10 protein-coding genes and 4 pseudogenes are annotated in these 18,887 nt (G+C 68.6%); 7 read left to right on the top strand and 7 right to left on the bottom strand.

The features are described from left to right. Positions 1-309: 309 nt before the first annotated feature. Positions 310-537 (bottom strand): hypothetical protein, encoded by a 228-nt coding sequence (locus tag AC0666_RS33035; RefSeq protein WP_478709010.1) that lies wholly within the window; start codon positions 535-537, stop codon positions 310-312. A 175-nt stretch (positions 538-712) separates the two neighbouring features. Next, entirely contained in the window at positions 713-2,668 is a 1,956-nt protein-coding gene (locus AC0666_RS33030; RefSeq protein ID WP_478709009.1) for a DnaB-like helicase C-terminal domain-containing protein, read from the bottom strand. Positions 2,669-2,794: 126 nt separating this feature from the next. On the opposite strand from AC0666_RS33030, the gene AC0666_RS33025 reads away from it, so the two are divergent. Beyond that, positions 2,795-2,995, top strand: coding sequence for a hypothetical protein (locus AC0666_RS33025; RefSeq protein ID WP_478709008.1), 201 nt, complete (start codon positions 2,795-2,797; stop codon positions 2,993-2,995). 503 nt (positions 2,996-3,498) lie between these two features. On the opposite strand, the gene AC0666_RS33020 is transcribed toward AC0666_RS33025, so the two are convergent. Beyond that, on the bottom strand, positions 3,499-4,332 hold the full coding sequence (locus tag AC0666_RS33020) for a PIG-L family deacetylase (protein WP_478709007.1): 834 nt from the start codon (positions 4,330-4,332) through the stop codon (positions 3,499-3,501). A 187-nt stretch (positions 4,333-4,519) separates the two neighbouring features. Between AC0666_RS33020 and AC0666_RS33015 the strand changes: the two are divergent. From AC0666_RS33015 to AC0666_RS33000, 4 genes and pseudogenes are all read left to right on the top strand, one after another. Further along, a pseudogene (locus AC0666_RS33015) lies at positions 4,520-4,919 on the top strand (transposase); the annotation flags it as partial. Between the two features lie 1,308 nt (positions 4,920-6,227). Further along, entirely contained in the window at positions 6,228-7,328 is a 1,101-nt protein-coding gene (locus AC0666_RS33010; protein ID WP_478709006.1) for a serine hydrolase domain-containing protein, read from the top strand. Positions 7,329-8,071: 743 nt separating this feature from the next. Next, positions 8,072-8,440, top strand: a complete 369-nt coding sequence (locus AC0666_RS33005; protein WP_468973398.1) for a VOC family protein — start codon at positions 8,072-8,074, stop codon at positions 8,438-8,440. 75 nt (positions 8,441-8,515) lie between these two features. Then, positions 8,516-8,921, top strand: a pseudogene (locus tag AC0666_RS33000) (peroxidase family protein). Between the two features lie 159 nt (positions 8,922-9,080). Here the strand turns inward: AC0666_RS33000 and AC0666_RS32995 are convergent. After that, positions 9,081-11,516, bottom strand: a complete 2,436-nt coding sequence (locus AC0666_RS32995; RefSeq protein ID WP_478709005.1) for a SpoIIE family protein phosphatase — start codon at positions 11,514-11,516, stop codon at positions 9,081-9,083. 491 nt (positions 11,517-12,007) lie between these two features. Continuing rightward, positions 12,008-12,211 (bottom strand): annotated as a pseudogene (locus AC0666_RS32990) (ABC transporter ATP-binding protein); the annotation flags it as partial. 354 nt (positions 12,212-12,565) lie between these two features. Between AC0666_RS32990 and AC0666_RS32985 the strand changes: the two are divergent. Both AC0666_RS32985 and AC0666_RS32980 read left to right on the top strand, forming a co-directional pair. After that, positions 12,566-14,137, top strand: a complete 1,572-nt coding sequence (locus AC0666_RS32985) for a sigma-70 family RNA polymerase sigma factor (protein ID WP_468973394.1) — start codon at positions 12,566-12,568, stop codon at positions 14,135-14,137. Between the two features lie 526 nt (positions 14,138-14,663). After that, the gene (locus AC0666_RS32980) at positions 14,664-17,027 is read left to right on the top strand and encodes a non-reducing end alpha-L-arabinofuranosidase family hydrolase (protein ID WP_468973393.1); all 2,364 of its coding nucleotides are present in this window, start codon (positions 14,664-14,666) and stop codon (positions 17,025-17,027) included. Positions 17,028-17,315: 288 nt separating this feature from the next. Here the strand turns inward: AC0666_RS32980 and AC0666_RS32975 are convergent, their stop codons facing one another. Next, positions 17,316-18,221: a LysR substrate-binding domain-containing protein gene (locus tag AC0666_RS32975; protein ID WP_468973511.1), complete on the bottom strand. Its 906-nt coding sequence runs from the start codon at positions 18,219-18,221 to the stop codon at positions 17,316-17,318. A gap of 343 nt (positions 18,222-18,564) precedes the next feature. Continuing rightward, positions 18,565-18,887 (bottom strand): annotated as a pseudogene (locus AC0666_RS32970) (amino acid permease); the annotation flags it as partial.

Raw genomic sequence — 18,887 nt, 5'->3', positions numbered from 1 at the left:
CAGCACGGGACCGGCGCAGCATGCCGGGCTGGTGGGACACCGTCACCACCACCCAGGGCCATCCCTGCAAAGGGACGTAGTACCGGGCCGGCGGGCTCCCCTGACCGGCCGACGGGACGCTGCGACCGACGACGGGCCAAACTCATCCTTGCCTCCGGTCTGGTGGACGATGTACGAGACGCCCGCCGATCCGTTGGGTGAGGCTGCCCGGTGCTGGAGACGGGTGAGCTGTTCGCAGCCCTGCGCGTGCCGTTGCGGCGCGCCCTATTGCCTGCGCGAAGGTGGTGTCATGGCGATGTGGATCCGCACCTACGACGAGGCCTTGGACCTGTGGCGTACTTCGAGGGTGATGAGGAGGGGTGGGTTCTCCGGCAAGTGGACGTCCGAGGCGATGACGGCATCCCGGTAACCGCCGCCTCCCTGGAAGAGGTTCTCCGGTATCAGGAGCGCGCGGACATCGCCTCGATGAGCCGCTACGAGCAGCGGTACGGCCTCGTCGTCGAGGGCAAGCTCCAGGGATGGGAGGAAGCGTCGCACGCTGCCGCGATCTCGGCCGATGAGTTCGAGAGGGTCTGGCTGGACGCCCGCCGGACCCTGGGTTCCACCGCGCCACCACCGCCTTCGGCTGTCCTGCGACTACGACGCCGAAACCACCGTTGTGCCATCGGATCTGAGACTGTGCCGCGAAATCCGAGATCCTACAACTCCTCTGTCAGATGTCGTTTATGTCGACGAACCGAGAGTAGTGCCCCTGGAAGAACACGGTGATCGTACTCGTAGGGCCCTGACGGTGCCTGGCGACGATCAGGTCGGCCTCCCCGGCGCGGGCGGACTCCATGTCGTAGGCGTCCTCGCGGTGCAGAAGGATGACCAGGTCGGCGCTCTCCACGAGGTCGTCCGCATCGCGCAGGTCGGCGAGCGTCGGCCGCCAGTCGGCGCGCGACTTGGGGAACCCATCGAGCCGCGATACGGCGATCACACAGACGCCGAGTTCTGAGGCCAGAAGCTTCAGCTGGCGCCCCATTTCGGAGATCGCACCGGAGCGGGTGTCCATGGGCCGGTTGTGGGCAAGCAGGTGCAGGGGATCGACGACAACGAGTCGGATGTCTGTCCGAGCGTGCAGTTCGCGAACGTGCGAGCGCAGATCCGTGAACTGGGAGTAGGCGTCATCCTGGATGTAGAGGGGCACAGAAGTTACGTCCGGCGCGCGCCGGGCCAGCCGAGTCCATTCCTCGTCGCCCATCGTCCCAGCTCGCATGTGATTCAGCGGGACGCGGGCTTCCGCGGACAGGAGCCTCATTGCCACGTCGTTGCGGCTCTGGTCCAGTGCGAAGAGGACGGAGGGAAGGTTGCTGCGGATGGCAACCGAACGCAAAATGTCCAGTACGAGAGTTGACTTTCCCATGCCGGGGCGGGCCGCGACGACGACGAGCTGCCCCGGGCGCAGCCCGCCCGTCAGGGCGTCAAGGTCCTTGAAACCGGTTGGCAAGCCGGACGTGCCGTGAACACCCATCGCTTCGAGCTGGTCCAGGGTTCCTTCGAGGACATCTCCGAGTTGCAGGGCCGGTGGGCCTACGGCGTTCCGCTCGGCGCCCGAGGCCGAACCGGTGGCTGGATCCTCGCCGGAAGGGGAGTTGTCAGGGGTTGTTCCGAACAACCCCTCGCCCCTGATGACGCGGAAGTTCCGCTCCCAGCCGTCAGCCTCTGGTGCCTCCTCGGCCCGCCATCCGACGTCCTCGGCCGCTTCCTGAACCGCCTCGTGCTCGCGGTCGAGAACTTCGCGTGCTTTCCGGAGAGCGGCGTCCACCTCGTCGAGGGCGTCGTCGTCCGCCGAAACCCCGACCGCCCCGGGAACCATGACCTCAGCACTGGGCGTGGTCTGCTCAACGGTCTCCGCCTCGGGACGGAGGCCGTGTAGCTCCTCCTCCAGCTGGATGATCTGTCGTGCCGCGAGGTCCGCGACCTGCTGTGCCCTGTCCCGCTCCGCCTCGGCACGGGCCAGCTGGGCGCGGAGGTCCTCCGTCTGCTGCTGAGAACGCCCGAGGCGGTCCTCGGTTCTGGTCACCTCGGCCGGCTGGGATCCAGCAGACCTCCGCATGGCGTCGAGCCGACGGGTGAGCTGGGCCACCTGCGCCTGGGTCTGACCAAGGAGAACGAAGAGGAACGTGGCCACCTGCAGGGCCTGCAGCCGGGCCTGCTCGCTGATCTCGTACGCCTGGCGCACACGGTTGAGCTCATCCAGGGCAGCGATCTTCCCCCGTTGAGCCTCCAGAAGCTCGTACGTCGCATCGACACGAGCCGGGGTCGGAGACGCGCCTGCCGCTTCCCACAACGGCCGTATCAGTGCCAGCCGTTCGGCCGCCTGCTGCCCCGTCTCGGCCGGGAAGCAGACATCCGCAACGGCCTCGGCCAGTTCCCAGGTCAGTCCTACGCCGTTGAGCTGCTCACGCAGGCGCCACAACGGCGGGACCGAGCCGCCGAAATGCTCCGGGGTCAGAAGACCGTGCAGCTGAGTCACCGACACGTGGACCGTGTCGAGCCAGTCACGCAGGATATGGATGAGGTCATTGATCTCCTGTGACGACGCGCGAGCCTTCGCCCACGGCCGTCCCGGCCGCTTGGCAGTTCCCACATCGGCCCCCTCCACAACGCGTTGTCCGTCGAACAACCCGACATTGTCGGGGAAACAACATCCAAGCGGTTCTCCAGCCTCAGCGGGGGCTGGATCGTCGATTCAGGGCGGTGTGGAGGAGCGCCGCCTCCCACGCAATCGATCCTGGAGGGAATCGTGAACATGACTCACACTGCGCTGCTGCTGTTGGCGACGGTCCTAGCGGTGGTCGTATCGCTCCTGGCGGCCGGTGCGGCGTTCGCCGTCGCCCGATGGGGCGGGAGTCCGGTACCCGGGTGCGTCGCCACTGCCGGCAAGGCGTTTGCGACCACCCTGACCGTGATCAGTGCCGTGTTCGCAGTCGTGATCACAGCCCTGACGTAGGTGGTTGCAACGCCCGGGCCAAGGCGCTGGTCGTGGGGGCAGTGACGTCGGGGCGGGGGCAAGCCGTGTGGCGGCGGTCGCGCGGCGGCAGCCGTCCGGCGCCTGCCTCCGTACCGGCTCAGCAGGCTCGGACGGGACTGCCGTGCCGGGGCGGCGGCATCGGCCGGTCCCGAGGCGGGCACGGAGCCGGGAGGCAGAATCCGCCGGGCGCGCACGACCGTACGGCTCGCCGCAGCCATGCCGGCCCGCCACTACGCGGGCCTGGTCCAGGCGTGGCTTCGTCGCCCAAGCCGACGCGTCGGGCACAGGGCCGGCCGGACTCCGGGGCGAAGCGGACGGCTGCCATGGGCCCGGCGAGGTCGGAGCGGTTGCGGCCCCACCGCTCCCGCAGGGAGCCTCCCGCGGGCCCGGGAGCTCCCGGGCCCGCGGCCGCGAGCTCCCGGACCCGCTCGATCGGGCCGTGCGGCCGATGAGCTCTCCCGGACTCCGGTCGGACGGGCGGATCAGCGCAGTCCGGCGAAGAGATCGTTCTCGGGTACAGCCGCGCCGGTGGCGTCCTTGACCCGTACGAAGGTCTCCATACCCATCAACTCGCCGAACCTCTCCTTGCCCATCCTGAGGAAGAAGATGTTCTCGCCCTGACTGGCGTGCGCGGCCAGAGCATCAAACTTCTGACCGCTGAACGCGGTGGTGTCCACCCACGTGGTGATCTCATCGTCGGGGAGGCCGATCTCGGCCATCGCGGCGGCCTCGGCGGGATCCGGCTCCGGCATGTCCTCATGGAACTCGCGCATGATCTCCACGAACCGCTGCATCCCCGAGCGGGGAATCGTCGTCCAGTACACCTTCGGCGTCAGCTCGGTCATCTCCAGCGCCGCCATCGTGATGCGGTGCGCCTGAATGTGGTCGGGGTGGCCGTAGAAGCCGTTCTCGTCGTAGGTGACGACCACATCGGGTCGGTAGTGCCGCATGAGTTCCGCGAGTCGGGCGGCGCCTTCCTCCACGGGGGTCTGCCAGAAGGATCCGGGGGCGTCGTTGCTCGGCCAGCCCATCATCCCGGAGTCGGCATAGTCCAGCATCTCCAGATCGCTGATCTTCAGGACATCACAGCTCGCCTTCAGTTCTTGACGGCGCATCAAGGCGACGGCCGCCGGATCGTGCCCGGGATCACCCGGCTTGACACCCTCCGGTCCATCACCACAACGGCCGTCGGTACACGTCACGAGAACCGTGCGGATGCCCTCCGCCGCGTACCGCGCGAGGACCCCTCCGGTTCCGGTGGCCTCGTCGTCGGGGTGGGCGTGCACTGCCATGAGCGTCAAGGGCCGGTCAGTCATGAAACAATCCTCCTGCAGAAATACTTCTTGGTCCGAGCTCGCGGCGGGCGTACCGCGATCCTGGGGCCTGAATCCTGTGGGCGGACGACCTCGTGGTCGCCGTGCTCCCCGCCCGTGGCTCCGGTCCCTCGGTCGATGCAACCGCGCCGACCGCACCGGCTGTTCCCGGCGCAGCCGTCGGCCTTCCAGGAACAACGGCCGAAAGCGCCATCTCGTGGTCGACACCGGCCACCTGCCACTATTCGTCATGGCCCCCGCCGACCTCCACGACAGCCAGGCCGCCAAGAAGGCCTCTTCCGGCTTCGGCTCATGCACCCGAGATCACCATCATCCGGGCGGACTCCGCCTACGTTGGCGAGCGGGTGACCTGGGCAAAGAACCACCTGAGCCTGACGATCAAGACCGTCAGCCGCCCCAAGGACACCTCCGGGTTCGTCGTCCTTCCCCGCCGCCGGGTCGTCGAATGAACCCTGACCTGGATGATGCACGCCCGCAGACATGCACGCGACTACGAACGACTCGTCCAGCACTCCGGGACCCTGATCACCTGGGCCGCCATCACCCCCACGACCCGCCGGCTCACCAAGCCGCAAGAGCCCGATCGCCTCCCCGCGCTGGCTTGATGGCTAACTACTTGCCCGACAGCGCTGGGTGGGCCGATCTCGTGGCCTCCTGCACCGCATAGCCCACGACGAACCCGACTTGGCCGGCCTGCCCATCCGCCTGACGGGCCTGCTGCAGTGCTGCCCGGCCAAGGCTCCCGGCGACCGCCCATGTGTGGCCGACATCCTCAGGGACCTCACCAACCCCACTCCGCCGACCACCCAATGGCTCCCACCAGCGATCGCGACGATGATCGCCGAACGCCAGATGCATACCCCGGCCTCGGCACCTTCTTCTTCGGTCCCGCTATGCACGAGGGCAATTGCAGAGGCCGTTCCCGCCACGGTCGAGCCCCGGACATACCCGACGACATGGAGCAACACCCGCCTGGTCACCGGGCACCCAGCGGTCCCGAGATGCCCTCCAGGGCGCCGCCTGCCCCGGCGCGTGTTTCTGATCGGCGGTCTGGCTGCGCTCGGCGCTGCGGCCGTCCCGATCGGCCGGAACCATTGGTCCCACCGCAACCGCTGACCGACAAGGAGCTGTACACGGTGGCGTTCAGTCCCGACGGGCGCACCCTCACGGGAGGCAACATCTCCGGCGACGGCTGGTTATGGGGCCACCGACTCGCACGAAATGATCGCCGACTTCTCGTCCAACGATTCCCCCAACGGAGCCATGGCCTTCACCCCGGACGGCTCCACACTGGTGGCAGCTGGGATGAAGGTGCTGCTGAGCTTCCGCAACCCCACCACCGGGACGGTGACGCGCTCGCTCTCCTCACCGGTCGGTACCGCCCACACGATGGCGTTCAGCGCGGACGGCACCCATTTGGTCGTCGCAGGAACCAGGGCCGGGGGAACACCGCGGAACTGGCCTTCTCTCCCAGCGGCCCAGTGTGAGGAGCAAGTCGGCGGCGGGCAGGCCGGATCCGCAGGGGCCGTTGGCCATCCATGCCCAGGTCGCGTAGTCGTTCAGTGCCTGACCGAGTTCGCCCGTGGCAGCCTGAGGGCGGTGTCGGTGGGGGCGTCGGTGAACACCAGTGAGCTTCCACTCTGCACAGGCTCGACAAGTCGCCAAGCCTCGACCACACGCAGCCAATCTGTGCAAGTCCCGGGCCAGGAACATCACACCTACCCAGATTCACTGACCAGCGACAGCAGGAACGCAAGGATGCCGAGCGCCTAGCCTCCTTCGTATCGGACCTGCTCCTCCTCAAGTCGCACGGCGGCGGCGGGGAATCATCATCGCGGCGCTGTCGGCGGGTGATCGCACTTCCGCATCATTTAGACATGGACAAGGCGCAGGAACTCGGCACGCTCGCCCTGACGACCGCGGACCGGCTCGCCCGACGGCACGTCGGCGTCGTGGTCGCCGCCGTCGTCGACGGGCATGTGGGGGTCGCGGGGGCGGGCACCACCGGAGGGACCGGCAGCGGGACACCGGGCGCCGGCACGCTGTTCGAGATCGGCTCGGTAACGAAGACCTTCACCGCGCTGGCCCTCTCACGAATGGCGGTCGCCGGCACGGTGGACCTCAACGACCCGCTGGCCCGTCTCCTCCCCGACGGCACAGCCGTACCATCACGGGGCGGGCAGGAGATCACCCTGCAGCACCTGGCCACCCACACCTCCGGTCTGCCCCGGCTGCCCAAAGGCATGCTGCTGCGGGCCCTGCTGCGCCCCCGTACCCCCGATCCGTACGCCGACTGCACCGCGGACGTCCTGCTGTCCGGGCTGGCCCGCACCCGCCTCGGCTCTCCCCCGGGCCGACGGGTCCACTACTCCAACCTCGGCGCCGGACTCCTCGGGCTGGCCCTCGCCCGCCGCGCCGGCACCACCTACGAGCAGCTGGTCACCACACACGTGTGCGCCCCGCTCGGCATGTCCGACACCATGGTGGCTGCTCCCGCCGCCCGGCCCGGCCGGCTCGCCCAGGGCCATGACAGCAGGCGCCGCCCCACCCCGCCGTGGAACCTGGCCGACCTCGCCGGGGCGGGCGGCCTGTGGTCGACCGCGACCGACCTGGTGTCCTACGTACGGGCCCAACTGGACAGCGGCGCCCCCGCCGAGCTCGCGGAAGCGATCCGCCTCAGCCGGCAAGTCGAGCACCGCAACAGCCCCTTCGCCTGGATGCACCTCGGCTGGAGGGCCCACCGCCTTCACCCCCGCCAGGGCGCCCACCTGCAGATCTGGCACAACGGGGGAACCGGAGGTTTCTCCTCCTTCGTCGGGTTCGACCCCGAGACCGGCGCGGCCGTCATCGTCCTGAGCAACACCCAGCGCCCCGTCGACGCCCCCGCCTTCGACCTGCTGCGCACCCTCCAGAACGAGGTCGCCTCTCGTAAGGACCCATCAACATCTGGACCGCTTCCCCGGTCGACTTGTCGATGATCTCAACAGTGAGGCTCAGATTGGACGAGCATCTCCAGGCCACCGTTTTCACGGGTCTGCAGGACGCTCAGTGGCGGGAGCGCGGTTGCCGACAGCGTCAGGGCGATGAGCATTTCCGCTGTTGGGGGTTTGCGGACTCGTGTCCGCCTCCCTCCTGAACCCCTGGACTTCCAGTGGGATCCTGTCCTGTGTGGCCGCTCTCACCAGGAAGGTGATGCCGCCCTTGAAGTCGAGCGTGAGCGCGCCCAGGCTGCTCAGCTTCAGCGCGACATTGGCCGCGTACATGCGGCGCGGGACGTCCGTGCCGCCCGGAGGCAGTGGCATCCCACCCCGATCCCCGGCAGCAGAGGCAGAACCTTTGCCGACCCGCAAGACCGCCGGCGCCGCCTGAGCGGTGCCCGAGAACAGCACCCCGGTGCCGACTGCAGCGATGGCGCCTGCCGCACCCCGCAAGAATCAGCGACGGCTACCCGACGCGCCGTCCATCCGTAGCTTGATCATTCGGCTCTGCTCCGTCATCCACCGACAACCCTCGTGTCGCCTTTAGTGACAGATTGAATACGCCGCAAATCAGGTGGCAGGCCGCCGCCCGGGGGAACACCCAAAGCGCCCAGTTGGGCATGGACCGGTCACGGCCAGGACCGCACCCGTCACGGCCAGGACGGCCGGCACCGCGGCGGCCGATGAGTTCACCGCCCTCGAACGGTCTACCCAGCGACACGACCGTTCTCGACAGGAGAGCCATGTCCACCATCCAGCCAGTGATCATTACTGCCGACCAGGACGTCCTGCTCCGCTTCTATACGGAATTGTTCGGCGCCGAGGAGGTCTTCCGAGTGCCGGAGGAAGGCCCGGCCTTCTACCTCGGCTTGCGCATCGGCGACACCGATCTCGGACTGGTGGCCACGGCCAACCCGGGGACCGGGGCGGCGCCGCGGATCCTGCTCAGCATCGGTGTCGACGACGTCGACGAGACGCTCGACCGGGTAAAGGCGCTGGGCGGCTCCGTCCGTAGCGGCCCCAACGACATGCCGTGGGGACAGCGCGTCGCCCACATTCAGGACCCCGACGGCAACCCGGTGAACCTCACCCAATCGATCCCGGCCCGGTGACGCAGTTCCGCGGTGCTCGTGCCGATCGTGGGCTACCTGCGGTAGGGGCCCCCGGCGACCCGGCCGCCGGACCTGGTGGCGGTGGACATCCAGCGCGCCCGCGACCACGGTGTGCCGGACTACAACTGGTGCCGCGAGGCGTACGGGCTGCCCACGCGCCGCACGTTCGCCGAGCTGACGCCGGACCCGGTGGTACAGGCGAAGCTGAACGCCGCGTACGGCGACGTCCGCCTGGTCGACCCGCTGATCGGTGGTCGCCGAGCCTCACGTCCCGGGCACGGCCTTCGGTCCGCTCTTCACCGCGGTCATCACCGATCAGCTCACGCGGACGCGAGCCGGCAACCGCCTTTGGTTCGAGAACGGCCCGGCCCTCACGACGGCCGAGGTCACCGCGATCAAGAGCACGAGGATGTCGGTCGGGATCAAGCGGAACACGCAGATCTCGAACATCCAGGACGACGTCTTCCATCTGCCGATCTGATCCGTTTCGCGCGCGGGAGGTCGTCACCGTGAGCACGGCGGGTGTCCCCCTGGCGCAGGCGCTCATCACCACCCTGGGGCAGGCGCAGCCGAACCCGACTGTTTACGTGAATCCAGGGCCACCGCTTGCCCCCAGGGCGGCGCCGCTCCGCGCGCTTGGTCAGCCGCGCGCAGTGGCCAGCGGCACCTCGGCCCACACCTGCTTGCCGCCGCTGAGAGGTACCGAGCCCCACGACGCCGTCGTCGCCTCGACGATGAGGAGCCCCCGGCCACCCGTTGCCGACCAGTCCACGTCCGTAGGCTTGACCGGGCTGCGGGGTGAAGCGTCGTTCACGGCGATCCGCAGCCGGTCCGCGGAGAGCGTCAGATCCAGCCGTACCTCTCCCTGTGTATAGGCGATCGCATTCGTGACGAGTTCGGAGACCACCAGCAGGGCGACATCGATCTCCTTTTCCGCGTCCCACGAGCGCAGCGTGCGCGCGGTGAAACGGCGAGCGTGCTGGACGGCGTTGGGGAGCCGCCAGACGGTCCAATTGGTCCGCATCGGCCGGACGCGGGTGCCGTCGTAGCGCAGGAGCAGCAGCGCCACGTCGTCGTCTCGCCGGTTGACCCGCGCGAGCAGTTCGTCGGCCACCCTCCCCGGGTCGGCCGGGTCTGCTGTGGCCAGTACGTCGCGCACCCGGCGCATGCCGTCCTCCAGACGGACGTTGGACGACTCCACCATGCCGTCCGTCAACAGGGCAAGGACGGTCCCCGGGACCAAGCCGATCTCCGTCATGGGGAATTCGGCGTCCGTGACCACTCCCAGGGGCGGTCCTCCTTCGACCGTAATCTCCTCGGTGCTGCCGTCCGGGTTGCGCAGGACCGGCTGCAGGTGACCGGCGCGGACGCACCAGGCGATGCCCTCCTCCATGTCCAGGTCCACGTAGAGACAGGTGGCGAACAGGTCGGTCTCCATGCCGACGAGCAGCCGGTTGGCCCGGGCAATGACCACGTCGGGCGGGTGGCGTTCCACTGCGTAGGCCCTCACGGCCGTTCGTATCTGGCCCATGATGGTCGCAGCTCCGGCGCTGTGCCCCTGCACATCGCCGATGACGAGCGCCACGTGGCCGTCGCCGAGCGGGATGACGTCGTACCAGTCGCCGCCCACTTCGAGCCCCACGGTCGCGGGCAGATAGCGGGCGACGGCCATCCCACCGGGCAGCGACGGGAGTTTGCGCGGCAGCAGGCTGCGCTGGAGCATCGTGGCGAGTTCATGGCCGGCGTCCAGCGCGTGCGCGCGCATCAGCGCCTGCCCCACCAGCCCCGCTGTGGCGGTCAGCAGCGACCGCTCCTCCGGTCCGAACCGGTGCTCACCGTCCCATCCGACGAGGCAGACCCCGACCATCCGGCCGTCGGCGGGCAGCGGCAGGACCGCAAGCCCACCGGGCCCGATCCCCGCGAGGGAAGGTTCGAGGTCCGCACCCGGCGGCCAGAGGCTCACATGGCCCTCCCGAAGTGCGTTCTGCAGCGTGGGCAGGTCGTGCATCGAGGCGTCCGGCCACTCGGATCGCCACTCCGAACGCCACATACCCGGCCAGGCGCGCGGCTCGGGAGGGTCGAGCACGGTGACCACGAGCCGGTCGGCCTCCAGCTCGGCGACCGCCACCCGGCTCGCGTTCAGTGGGGTGCGCAGGGCATTCACGACGATCTGGCTGACGTCCCTGGTGGTCGTCGAGCCGGCCAGCTTGGTGGACAGCCGCTGCACGATGGAGACCTCGTCGGCACTGGGGCGGAGGTAGGAGGCGTCGGCCACCACGCCGAGGACCCGCACGGGGGTGCCCTCGTCGTCCGTCATCACCCGGCTCCGCAGGCCCAGCCAGCGCAGTTCACCTCCTGGCCTGCGGACGCGGAACGCCAGCTGCTGCGGATCCGCTGTCAGCCTGTCGGGCTCGATGATGGCCATCAGTGCGGGGATGTCGTCCGGTACGGCACTCGCGAGCAGCATCTCCACGTTGCCGCCGAACTGGTCCGGCGGGATGCCGAGCAGCTCCAGCACGCGCGCGTGCGCCTCCATACGGCCGGAGCCGAGGTCCAGGATGAACGCGCCGCCCCGGAGCGGCACCAGTGTGTGTCCCAGCACGGGGCGCGGGGCGGTGCGCCCGGGCGCGTGCGCGGCCACCGATTCCAGTCCGGCGGCGACCTGGTCGGCGTACAGCTCCAGCAGGCTCCGGCGATCGTTGCTGAACCCGTCGGGGACCTTGCCGGCGACGATCAGACATCCCAACTCGTTGGAGCCGTGTCCGAGCGGCAGGGCACCGAGCGAGACACTGGCAGGCGCCGCCTGCACGGAGTCGTCCCGCACCCGCCCGGGGTAGTGGTGCGGGTCCTCCTCCACGTATGCGGCGAGTTCCTTGGGGTTCAGCCACAGCGGACGGCCCGAACGGTAGGCCTCGGCGGCCGGGGAGTGCCCCTCCACGGAGAGGACCGCCGGCAGCCCGTACAGCATGGCGCGGTTTCCGGTCATCTCGGCCAGGTGCAGTTCCCCGCGGCCCTCGGCGAGCACGTAGACAGCGGCCAGCTCAGCCCCGCAGAACGCAAAGCGCTGCCTGGTCACAATGTGTAACGCTCTCTTACGCGGGCAGGCCCGGTCGACCGCCCTCCCTCCATGCTGTCGCGCCTCACGCCGTCAGCGCGAGTCAGAGCGGATTGCCCGCCTCGGGGCAGGGCAGCAATACCGAGAAGAAGATCGTCGGGCGGGAGCGGAACGCACCCGACAGATCGCTCGGACACGGGTCTCAGGGAGGCATGCTTCCGGCACACCGTCGCGGATGGAGGGCGTGCTCAGGCACACAGCACGATGACGGAAGCAGACGGCCGCCGCGTTCGGCGCCGCCGGTGGCTGGAGGGGGCTCCCCTGGGCCGCCGGGCGAGGTTTCCAGCGACGGTGCCGACGCTTGGGGTGGCCGCTCCGCGAGCGTGTGATGTGCCGGCGGCGGCGATGAAAACCAAGGCACCGAGCCAATCGTAACGCGGGGCAGGCCACCGTCCGAAGCGGCACCTGAACCTCCTCACAGTCGTAGCGGGTGGCCAGGCCGCGCCACTGCAGATCACGGCCGCGCCCTCCTGCACGGGACATGGCGTCGACCAGCAGCTGGGACACCGGCTCCCGCAGGTAGAAGAGGTGCAGCGGAAGGCGATGAGCGTGGACACGGGAATCGCCTCGGACGCCGCCCGCCCCCCGCCGATCCCGAGCACCGCCAGGAAAGCCGGCTGTACGGCAGGCCCGTCCGCCGAGCCGGCATTGCGCTCGCCGCACCGAGCAGCGGGTGTCCGCGGTCGCGCCAGATCGCACTCCCGCCCCTCTGCACGGCCGACCCAGTGCGGCGGTCAACCAGACACGGTCCGCGACCTGGTACAGCAGTACTACTCCGGCGTGCCTGACCAGACCCTTCCCGTCAGCGGCCACGGACAGCCGCTGATCACCCTGTACGCTCGCTCACCGAGAAGGTGCACCTGTTCTTGCGGCGGATCCGACCTCGACTCGAATCCTCGCGCTCAGGGTACCTTCTCCTAACTCAGCGTCAGATAACCGAGCCCAGTTGAATACCCGAGGCTACGGTGTGACGCCGTACTCGGCGGATCGCTCCCCTGAGGAAGGTGGGAATGGGGCTCATGCATGCGGACCACGCGGGGCTGGTTGTCGCGGCGCAGGCCGGTGACGATCGGGCGCGCGAGGAGCTGATCGCCGCGTACCTGCCGTTGCTCTACAACATCGTCCGGCGAGCGCTGAGCGGACATGCCGACGTCGACGACGTCGTCCAGGAAACCCTGCTGCGCGTGGTGCGCGACCTGCCGGCCCTGCGTGCCCCGGAGAGCTTCCGATCCTGGCTGGTGTCGATCACGCTCCGCCAGATCAATACCCACTGGCAGCGGCAACGCGCCTTCGCCGGCCGGGTCACGGTCATCGACGAGGCATTCGAGGTACCGGACGCCGGCGCCGAGCCTGAGGACGTGACGATCCTGCGTCTGCATGTGTCGGACGAGCGCCGTCAGGTCGTCGAAGCCGGCCGGTGGCTCGATCAGGACCATCGGGTGCTGCTGTCGCTGTGGTGGCAGGAGCGCGCCGGCTCGCTGAGCCGTGACGACATAGCTGACGCGACCGGGCTCACCGTCGCCCACGTCGGAGTTCGCCTGCAACGCATGCGTGAGCAGCTGGAACTGAGCCGGACGATCGTCGCGGCGCTGGAGGCCGATCCGCGCTGTCCGCAGTTGGGCGAGACCGTCGTCGGCTGGGACGGTCTCCGTACATCGGTGTGGCGCAAGCGGATCGCGCGGCACACCCGCGACTGCCCGGTTTGCATGGCGACGGCGACAGAACGGGTTCCGGCCGAACTACTGCTCCTCGACCTCGCGCCGTTGGCCGTCCCGGCCGGACTCATCGCCGCGCTGGTCGCCAAGGGCCTGCTGTCGGGTACGGCCGCGAGCGCCGCCGGGCTGGCCACAGCACCCGTCGCCGTCGGCACGGCGACGGCGACGGCGACGGGGGGAGGCGGTCTGCACAGCTCGCTGATCGGCAAACTCCACGCCGTGACCGCTCATCCGCTGGTGGGGCTCGCCACCGGCGCGGTGCTCGTCGCCGGGACCGCCACCTACGCGACCTGGCCCGAACCGGCGCCTCGGGTGCCCGGCGTCGTCGCCGCTCCCACAGCCGGCAACCCCACGCCGATCCCGTCGAGCACCACCACGTCGGCCGGGCCGTCCCCGGTGAGTCCGTCCGCCGTCGCAGGCACTGTTCCGCTGGGCGCACAGTCGCTGGAGTCCGTGGACGACCCCGCCCTGTACCTCACGTACGCCGACGACTTCGCGACGCTCGGCCGCGTCTCCGCGTCCAGCAGCGCGCAGACACGGCAGCGGGTCACCTTCACGGTCCTCCGGGGACTGGCCGACACACGGTGCGTCACCTTCCGCGCCGCCGATGGTCGCTACCTGCGCCATCGTGACCTGCGGCTACGGCTGAGCACCAATGACGGCAGCGAACTGTTCCGTGAAGACGCCACTTTCTGTCCGCACCCCGGGGCGGTCGCCGGGTCGGTAACCCTGCACGCGCACAACTATCCCGGATCGGTCCTCCGCCACCGCGACGGTGGCATCTGGCTCGATGGCTCCGACGGCACACGGGCCTTTGCCGGCCAGGCGTCCTTCATCATGCGCAAGGGCTGGGCTACCGCTCCTTGAGTTGTTTTCGGACCGAGCCGCGCAGTGACAGCTCGTGATCCTGCACCACGCCGTTCTCGAACCGGCAGTGAGCCGAGTGCTGCGCCGCATCCAGCTTCGGTCCGCATTCATCGACTTTCCTCAACCCCCACTGATGGTCAGGGTGGCACGCCTTTCCACCGGGCCGACCAGACCGTGGAGTTTGGCATAACGCTTTTTTCCTGCGAGATGCATCACTGGGCAATCGTCGGGGCGGCGCGACTTTTTTGTTACGAGACCGCGCGTTCCGAGGCCTCCATAACGTGGGGTGCCCTTCCCGCCGCTCACCATGGCGTGCCGGCGCGGGAGGTTCCCCCACTTCCCCGTTGACGTCTCTCCCGAAGAAAGCCCCTCCCATGACGCGACACACGCACGAACCCCGTGCGACCGGTATGCAGGAACGGCGCCACGTCCTGCACCGCACCCAACCCGCGGCGGATCAGGTCCAACCGGCCGATGCGCGCACCATCACGGCACCCAGGGTGACCCGCGACCCCCGAGGAGAATCATGAAGGGCCTGCACCGTCTCAGCCGGCGTCGCCGGACCTTGACGATAGGACTGTCGGCCGCGGCGCTGGTGGCCGGTGTCGTGACGCTTCTCCCCAGCTCCGCCGGAGCCGCGAACCTCGGTACGCAGGCGGCCCCCTCGGGCAGGTACTTCGGCACCGCCGTGGCCGCCGGCAGGCTCGGCGACTCCAAGTACGCCGCGATCTCGGACCGGGAGTTCAACATGATCACCCCGGAGAACGAGATGAAGTGGGACGCCATCGAACCGTCCCGCGGCAACTTCAACTTCGGCCCCGCCGACCAGATCGTCAACCGTGCCATGGCACACGGCCAGCGGATGCGCGGCCACACCACCGTCTGGCACTCGCAGCTCCCGTCCTGGGTCAGCTCCATCGGCGACGCGAACACGCTGCGCAGCGTGATGAACCATCACATCACCACCGAGATGACCCACTACAAGGGCAAGATCTACGCCTGGGACGTGGTCAACGAGGCGTTTGCCGACGGCTCCTCGCAGCACCGCAGCTCGGTGTTCCAGAACGTGCTGGGCAACGGCTTCATCGAGGAAGCGTTCCGCACCGCCCGGGCGGCAGACTCCTCGGCCAAGCTCTGCTACAACGACTACAACATCGAGAACTGGTCGGACGCCAAGACCCAGGGCGTCTACAGCATGGTCAGGGACTTCAAGTCCCGTGGCGTGCCGATCGACTGCGTGGGGTTCCAGAGCCACTTCGGCACCGGCGGCCCGCCGTCCAGCTTCCAGACCACCTTGTCCAACTTCGCCGCCCTGGGCGTTGACGTCCAGATCACCGAGCTGGACATCGCGCAGGCGTCGCCCACCCACTACGCCAACACGGTCAAGGCCTGTCTGTCCGTGGCCCGGTGCACCGGCATCACGGTGTGGGGCATCCGTGACAGCGACTCCTGGCGCAGCGGCGAAAGCCCCCTGCTGTTCGACAACAACGGCAACCCCAAGGCCGCCTACACCGCCGTCGTGAACGCCCTCAAGGCCGCCCCCGCCACCACCGGCGGGACCGGTACCGGGGCGATCAAGGGCGTCCCCTCCGGTCGTTGCATGGACATCAACGGCTCCACCACCGTCAACGGCACTCAGGCGCAGCTGTGGGACTGCAACGGACAGGCCAATCAGCGCTGGACCTATACTTCCGGCAAGCAGCTGATGATCTACGGCAACAAGTGCCTGGACGCCATGTCCAAGGGCACCGGCAACGGCACCGCGGTGGTCATCGAGGACTGCGACGGCGGCGCCAGCCAGCAGTGGAACGTCAACACCAACGGCACGATCGCCGGCGTGCAGTCGGGGCTGTGCCTCGACGCCGTCGGCGCGGCCACCGCCAACCGCACCAAGATCCAGCTGTACTCCTGCTGGTCCGGCACCAACCAGAAGTGGACCGGCCTGTCCGGGACGTCGACCCCGACAACGCCCGCGCCGACGGGCGGCACGTGTGCCCTTCCGTCGACGTACCGGTGGACGTCGACGGGTGCGCTGGCGCAGCCGGCGAACGGGTGGGCCGCGGTGAAGGACTTCACCAGCGTGGTGTACAACGGCAAGCACCTGGTCTACGCGTCGAGCGCGTCGGGGTCGTCGTACGGCTCGATGATGTTCAGTCCCTTCACGAACTGGACGGACATGGCGTCGGCCGGCCAGACCGGGATGAGCCAGCCCGCGGTGGCGCCCACGCTGTTCTACTTCGCGCCCAAGAAAATCTGGGTGCTGGCGTACCAGTGGGGTGCGTGGCCCTTCATCTACCGCACGTCGAGCGACCCCACCAACCCCAACGGCTGGTCCGCGCCGCAGCCGCTGTTCACCGGCAGCATCCCCAACGCCGCCCCGATCGACCAGACCCTGATCGCCGACGACCAGAACATGTACCTGTTCTTCGCCGGTGACAACGGCAGCATCTACCGGGCGAGCATGCCGATCGGGAACTTCCCGGGCAACTTCGGCTCGGCGTACACGACCGTCATGAGCGACACGGTGAAGAACCTCTTCGAGGCGCCGCAGGTGTACAAGGTTCAGGGTCAGAACCAGTACCTCATGCTCGTTGAGGCTCGGGGCGCGAATGAGCAGCGCTACTTCCGCTCGTTCACGGCCTCCAGCCTGAGCGGTTCGTGGACCCCCCAGGCCGCCACCGAGAGCAACCCCTTCGCTGGCAAGGCCAACAGCGGTGCCACCTGGACCAACGACATCAGTCACGGTGACCTGGTCCGCACCAACCCCGACCAGACCATGACCATCGACCCCTGCAACCTGCAGTTCCTCTACCAGGGCAAGTCCCCCACTGCGGGCGGCCCCTACGACCAACTGCCGTACCGGCCGGGGGTTCTCACCCTGCAGCGCTGACCTCCCCGATCCGCGGTGATCACGCTTCGGGCCGGCCTCCCGGCGCGGAGACGAACGGTTCAGGCACGGGTGACTCCACCTGCTGAGCGATAGTCACCGCCAAGAGGAACCCCAGCCGCGGGTCGGCTGGGGTTCCTCTCTTCTGCGGACGTTCATCTCTGTGGACGTTCATCGTGGGTACGGACCGAAGCACTACGACGCCACCCCGGACGCAGGTTCTCATCGACACGGTCGAAGACGGACTCGGACGTCCGGCCTGACGAGAGCCGGGCCCCGCGGCTCATGCGGTCACAGCACCAACTGCTCAGCAGCCTGGAGCAGTGCCTGCCGTGTGGCTTTGATGGTGGGGTGCTGGCCGCCTCCGCGACGCACGGCAGTGAGCAGCCTGCGCTTGTGATGAGCCCGTGGCAGAGGCTGTATGGGGACGGTGATGGGGCGACCGTGCCACGCCAAGCCCGGAAGCAGCGCGGCCGCATGACCCTGTTCGGCGAGTCTCAGGTGCAGGAAGTGGTCGGTGGACTCGTAGCGGATGTCGGGTTCGAAGCCTGCTTCGCGGCACAATGCCAGCGACCAGCGGCGAGCCATGGTTCCCTCGGGCTCCATGATCCACGGCTCTCCTGCCAGGCTTTGGAGAGCCTCCATGGGGTCTGCCACGCCCCCGATGGCCGGATGAGCCAGATGCAGGGTGTCCTCACACAACTCCTCCTGCTCCACCTCCGCGGGCCGTGGACCGGGAATGCCGGGGTACTCCACGTCGAGGACCAGATCGAAGTCGCGCGCCAGCAGGGCAGAGAGGGCCCTTTCCCGCTCCATCTGAGTGAGATGGACACGCAGGAGCGGATGAGCTGCATGCAACAGGTTCAGCGCGGGGGGGACCAGGGCCAGCGCCGCGCTCTGAAAGGAAGCGATGCGGAGCGTTCCGGTCAAATCGGTCAAGGATGTCGCGATGTCGGTCTCCGCGCGTTCCAGCCGCTCCAGGACGGCCTCGGTGTGTGCAACAAGGATTTCCGCCTGTTGGGTGAGACGCACCCGCCGACCGACGTGTTCCAGTAGCCGGACGCCGGCCTCGGATTCCAGCAAGGACAACTGCTGGGAAATGGTCGATGGACTGTAGGACAAGGCAGCGGCAACGGCGGCCAGCGTGCCGCGGTGCTTGAGCTCCCTGAGAAGTCTGAGCCGGTGAAGATCGAACATGACAGCGCCTGAAACAGCTGGCTTTCTCTTGGAGAGCTTGTTCCGCATGCGCAGACTGTGAATGCCACGCTACGCGTCGCGGTTGACTCGGGCTGAGGACGGCGGATTGCAAGGAGCAGCGCCGCGGGTTTTAGGGCTGGGTGCCATAGGGGCGAGGGGTACGCGGGGGGCAGGAATCCCTGGGGCGCGGTCGGATCGTAAGGTGACCACCCGGCGGTTGAAAAGCGCTATGAGGTCACATTTGCGTGCGTCCTGGGCAGGATCGCGGCACGCCCCCCATCAGGCAGGTGATGTCACCGGCCACTGCTGCCTGGGCGGCCCTTCCCGGACATGTCGCCGCCCGTCATGGCCTGGCTTGGGCGTCCTCGGCTGCCCTGCGCATGCCGGCCACCCGGCCGCGCACGCCGAACCACCCGGCGACGAGAGCCCCGACGATCAGCGGCACACACAGCACGGTGGTCCGAGCGGCCCCGCCGTCGGCGTACATCAGCACCAGGACGGAGGCCAGGAAGCCGAGGGTCACGATCTCGGTCCATGGCGAGCCGGGCAGCCGGTAGCCAGGACGCGTCAGCTCGCCCTGCTGCGTCTTCCGCCAGAAGAGCAGGTGGCAGATCATGATCATGCCCCACGTGGCCAGGATGCCGATCGCCGCGAAGTTCAGGACGA

The sequence above is a fragment of the Streptomyces sp. NPDC043680 genome, assembly GCF_056436685.1.
Note: the sequence above shows the minus strand (reverse complement) of the source record. Positions and strands in the feature narration are given on the sequence as shown.

What these genes read in the sequence shown, in the direction of transcription:
- AC0666_RS32980 (WP_468973393.1), top strand. Translation starts at nt 14,664, where the DNA reads ATGAAGGGCCTGCACCGTCTCAGCCGGCGTCGCCGGACCTTGACGATA.
- AC0666_RS32975 (WP_468973511.1), bottom strand. Translation starts at nt 18,221, where the DNA reads ATGTTCGATCTTCACCGGCTCAGACTTCTCAGGGAGCTCAAGCACCGC.
- AC0666_RS33025 (WP_478709008.1), top strand. Translation starts at nt 2,795, where the DNA reads ATGACTCACACTGCGCTGCTGCTGTTGGCGACGGTCCTAGCGGTGGTC.
- AC0666_RS33005 (WP_468973398.1), top strand. Translation starts at nt 8,072, where the DNA reads ATGTCCACCATCCAGCCAGTGATCATTACTGCCGACCAGGACGTCCTG.
- AC0666_RS33010 (WP_478709006.1), top strand. Translation starts at nt 6,228, where the DNA reads ATGGACAAGGCGCAGGAACTCGGCACGCTCGCCCTGACGACCGCGGAC.
- AC0666_RS33020 (WP_478709007.1), bottom strand. Translation starts at nt 4,332, where the DNA reads ATGACTGACCGGCCCTTGACGCTCATGGCAGTGCACGCCCACCCCGAC.
- AC0666_RS32985 (WP_468973394.1), top strand. Translation starts at nt 12,566, where the DNA reads ATGGGGCTCATGCATGCGGACCACGCGGGGCTGGTTGTCGCGGCGCAG.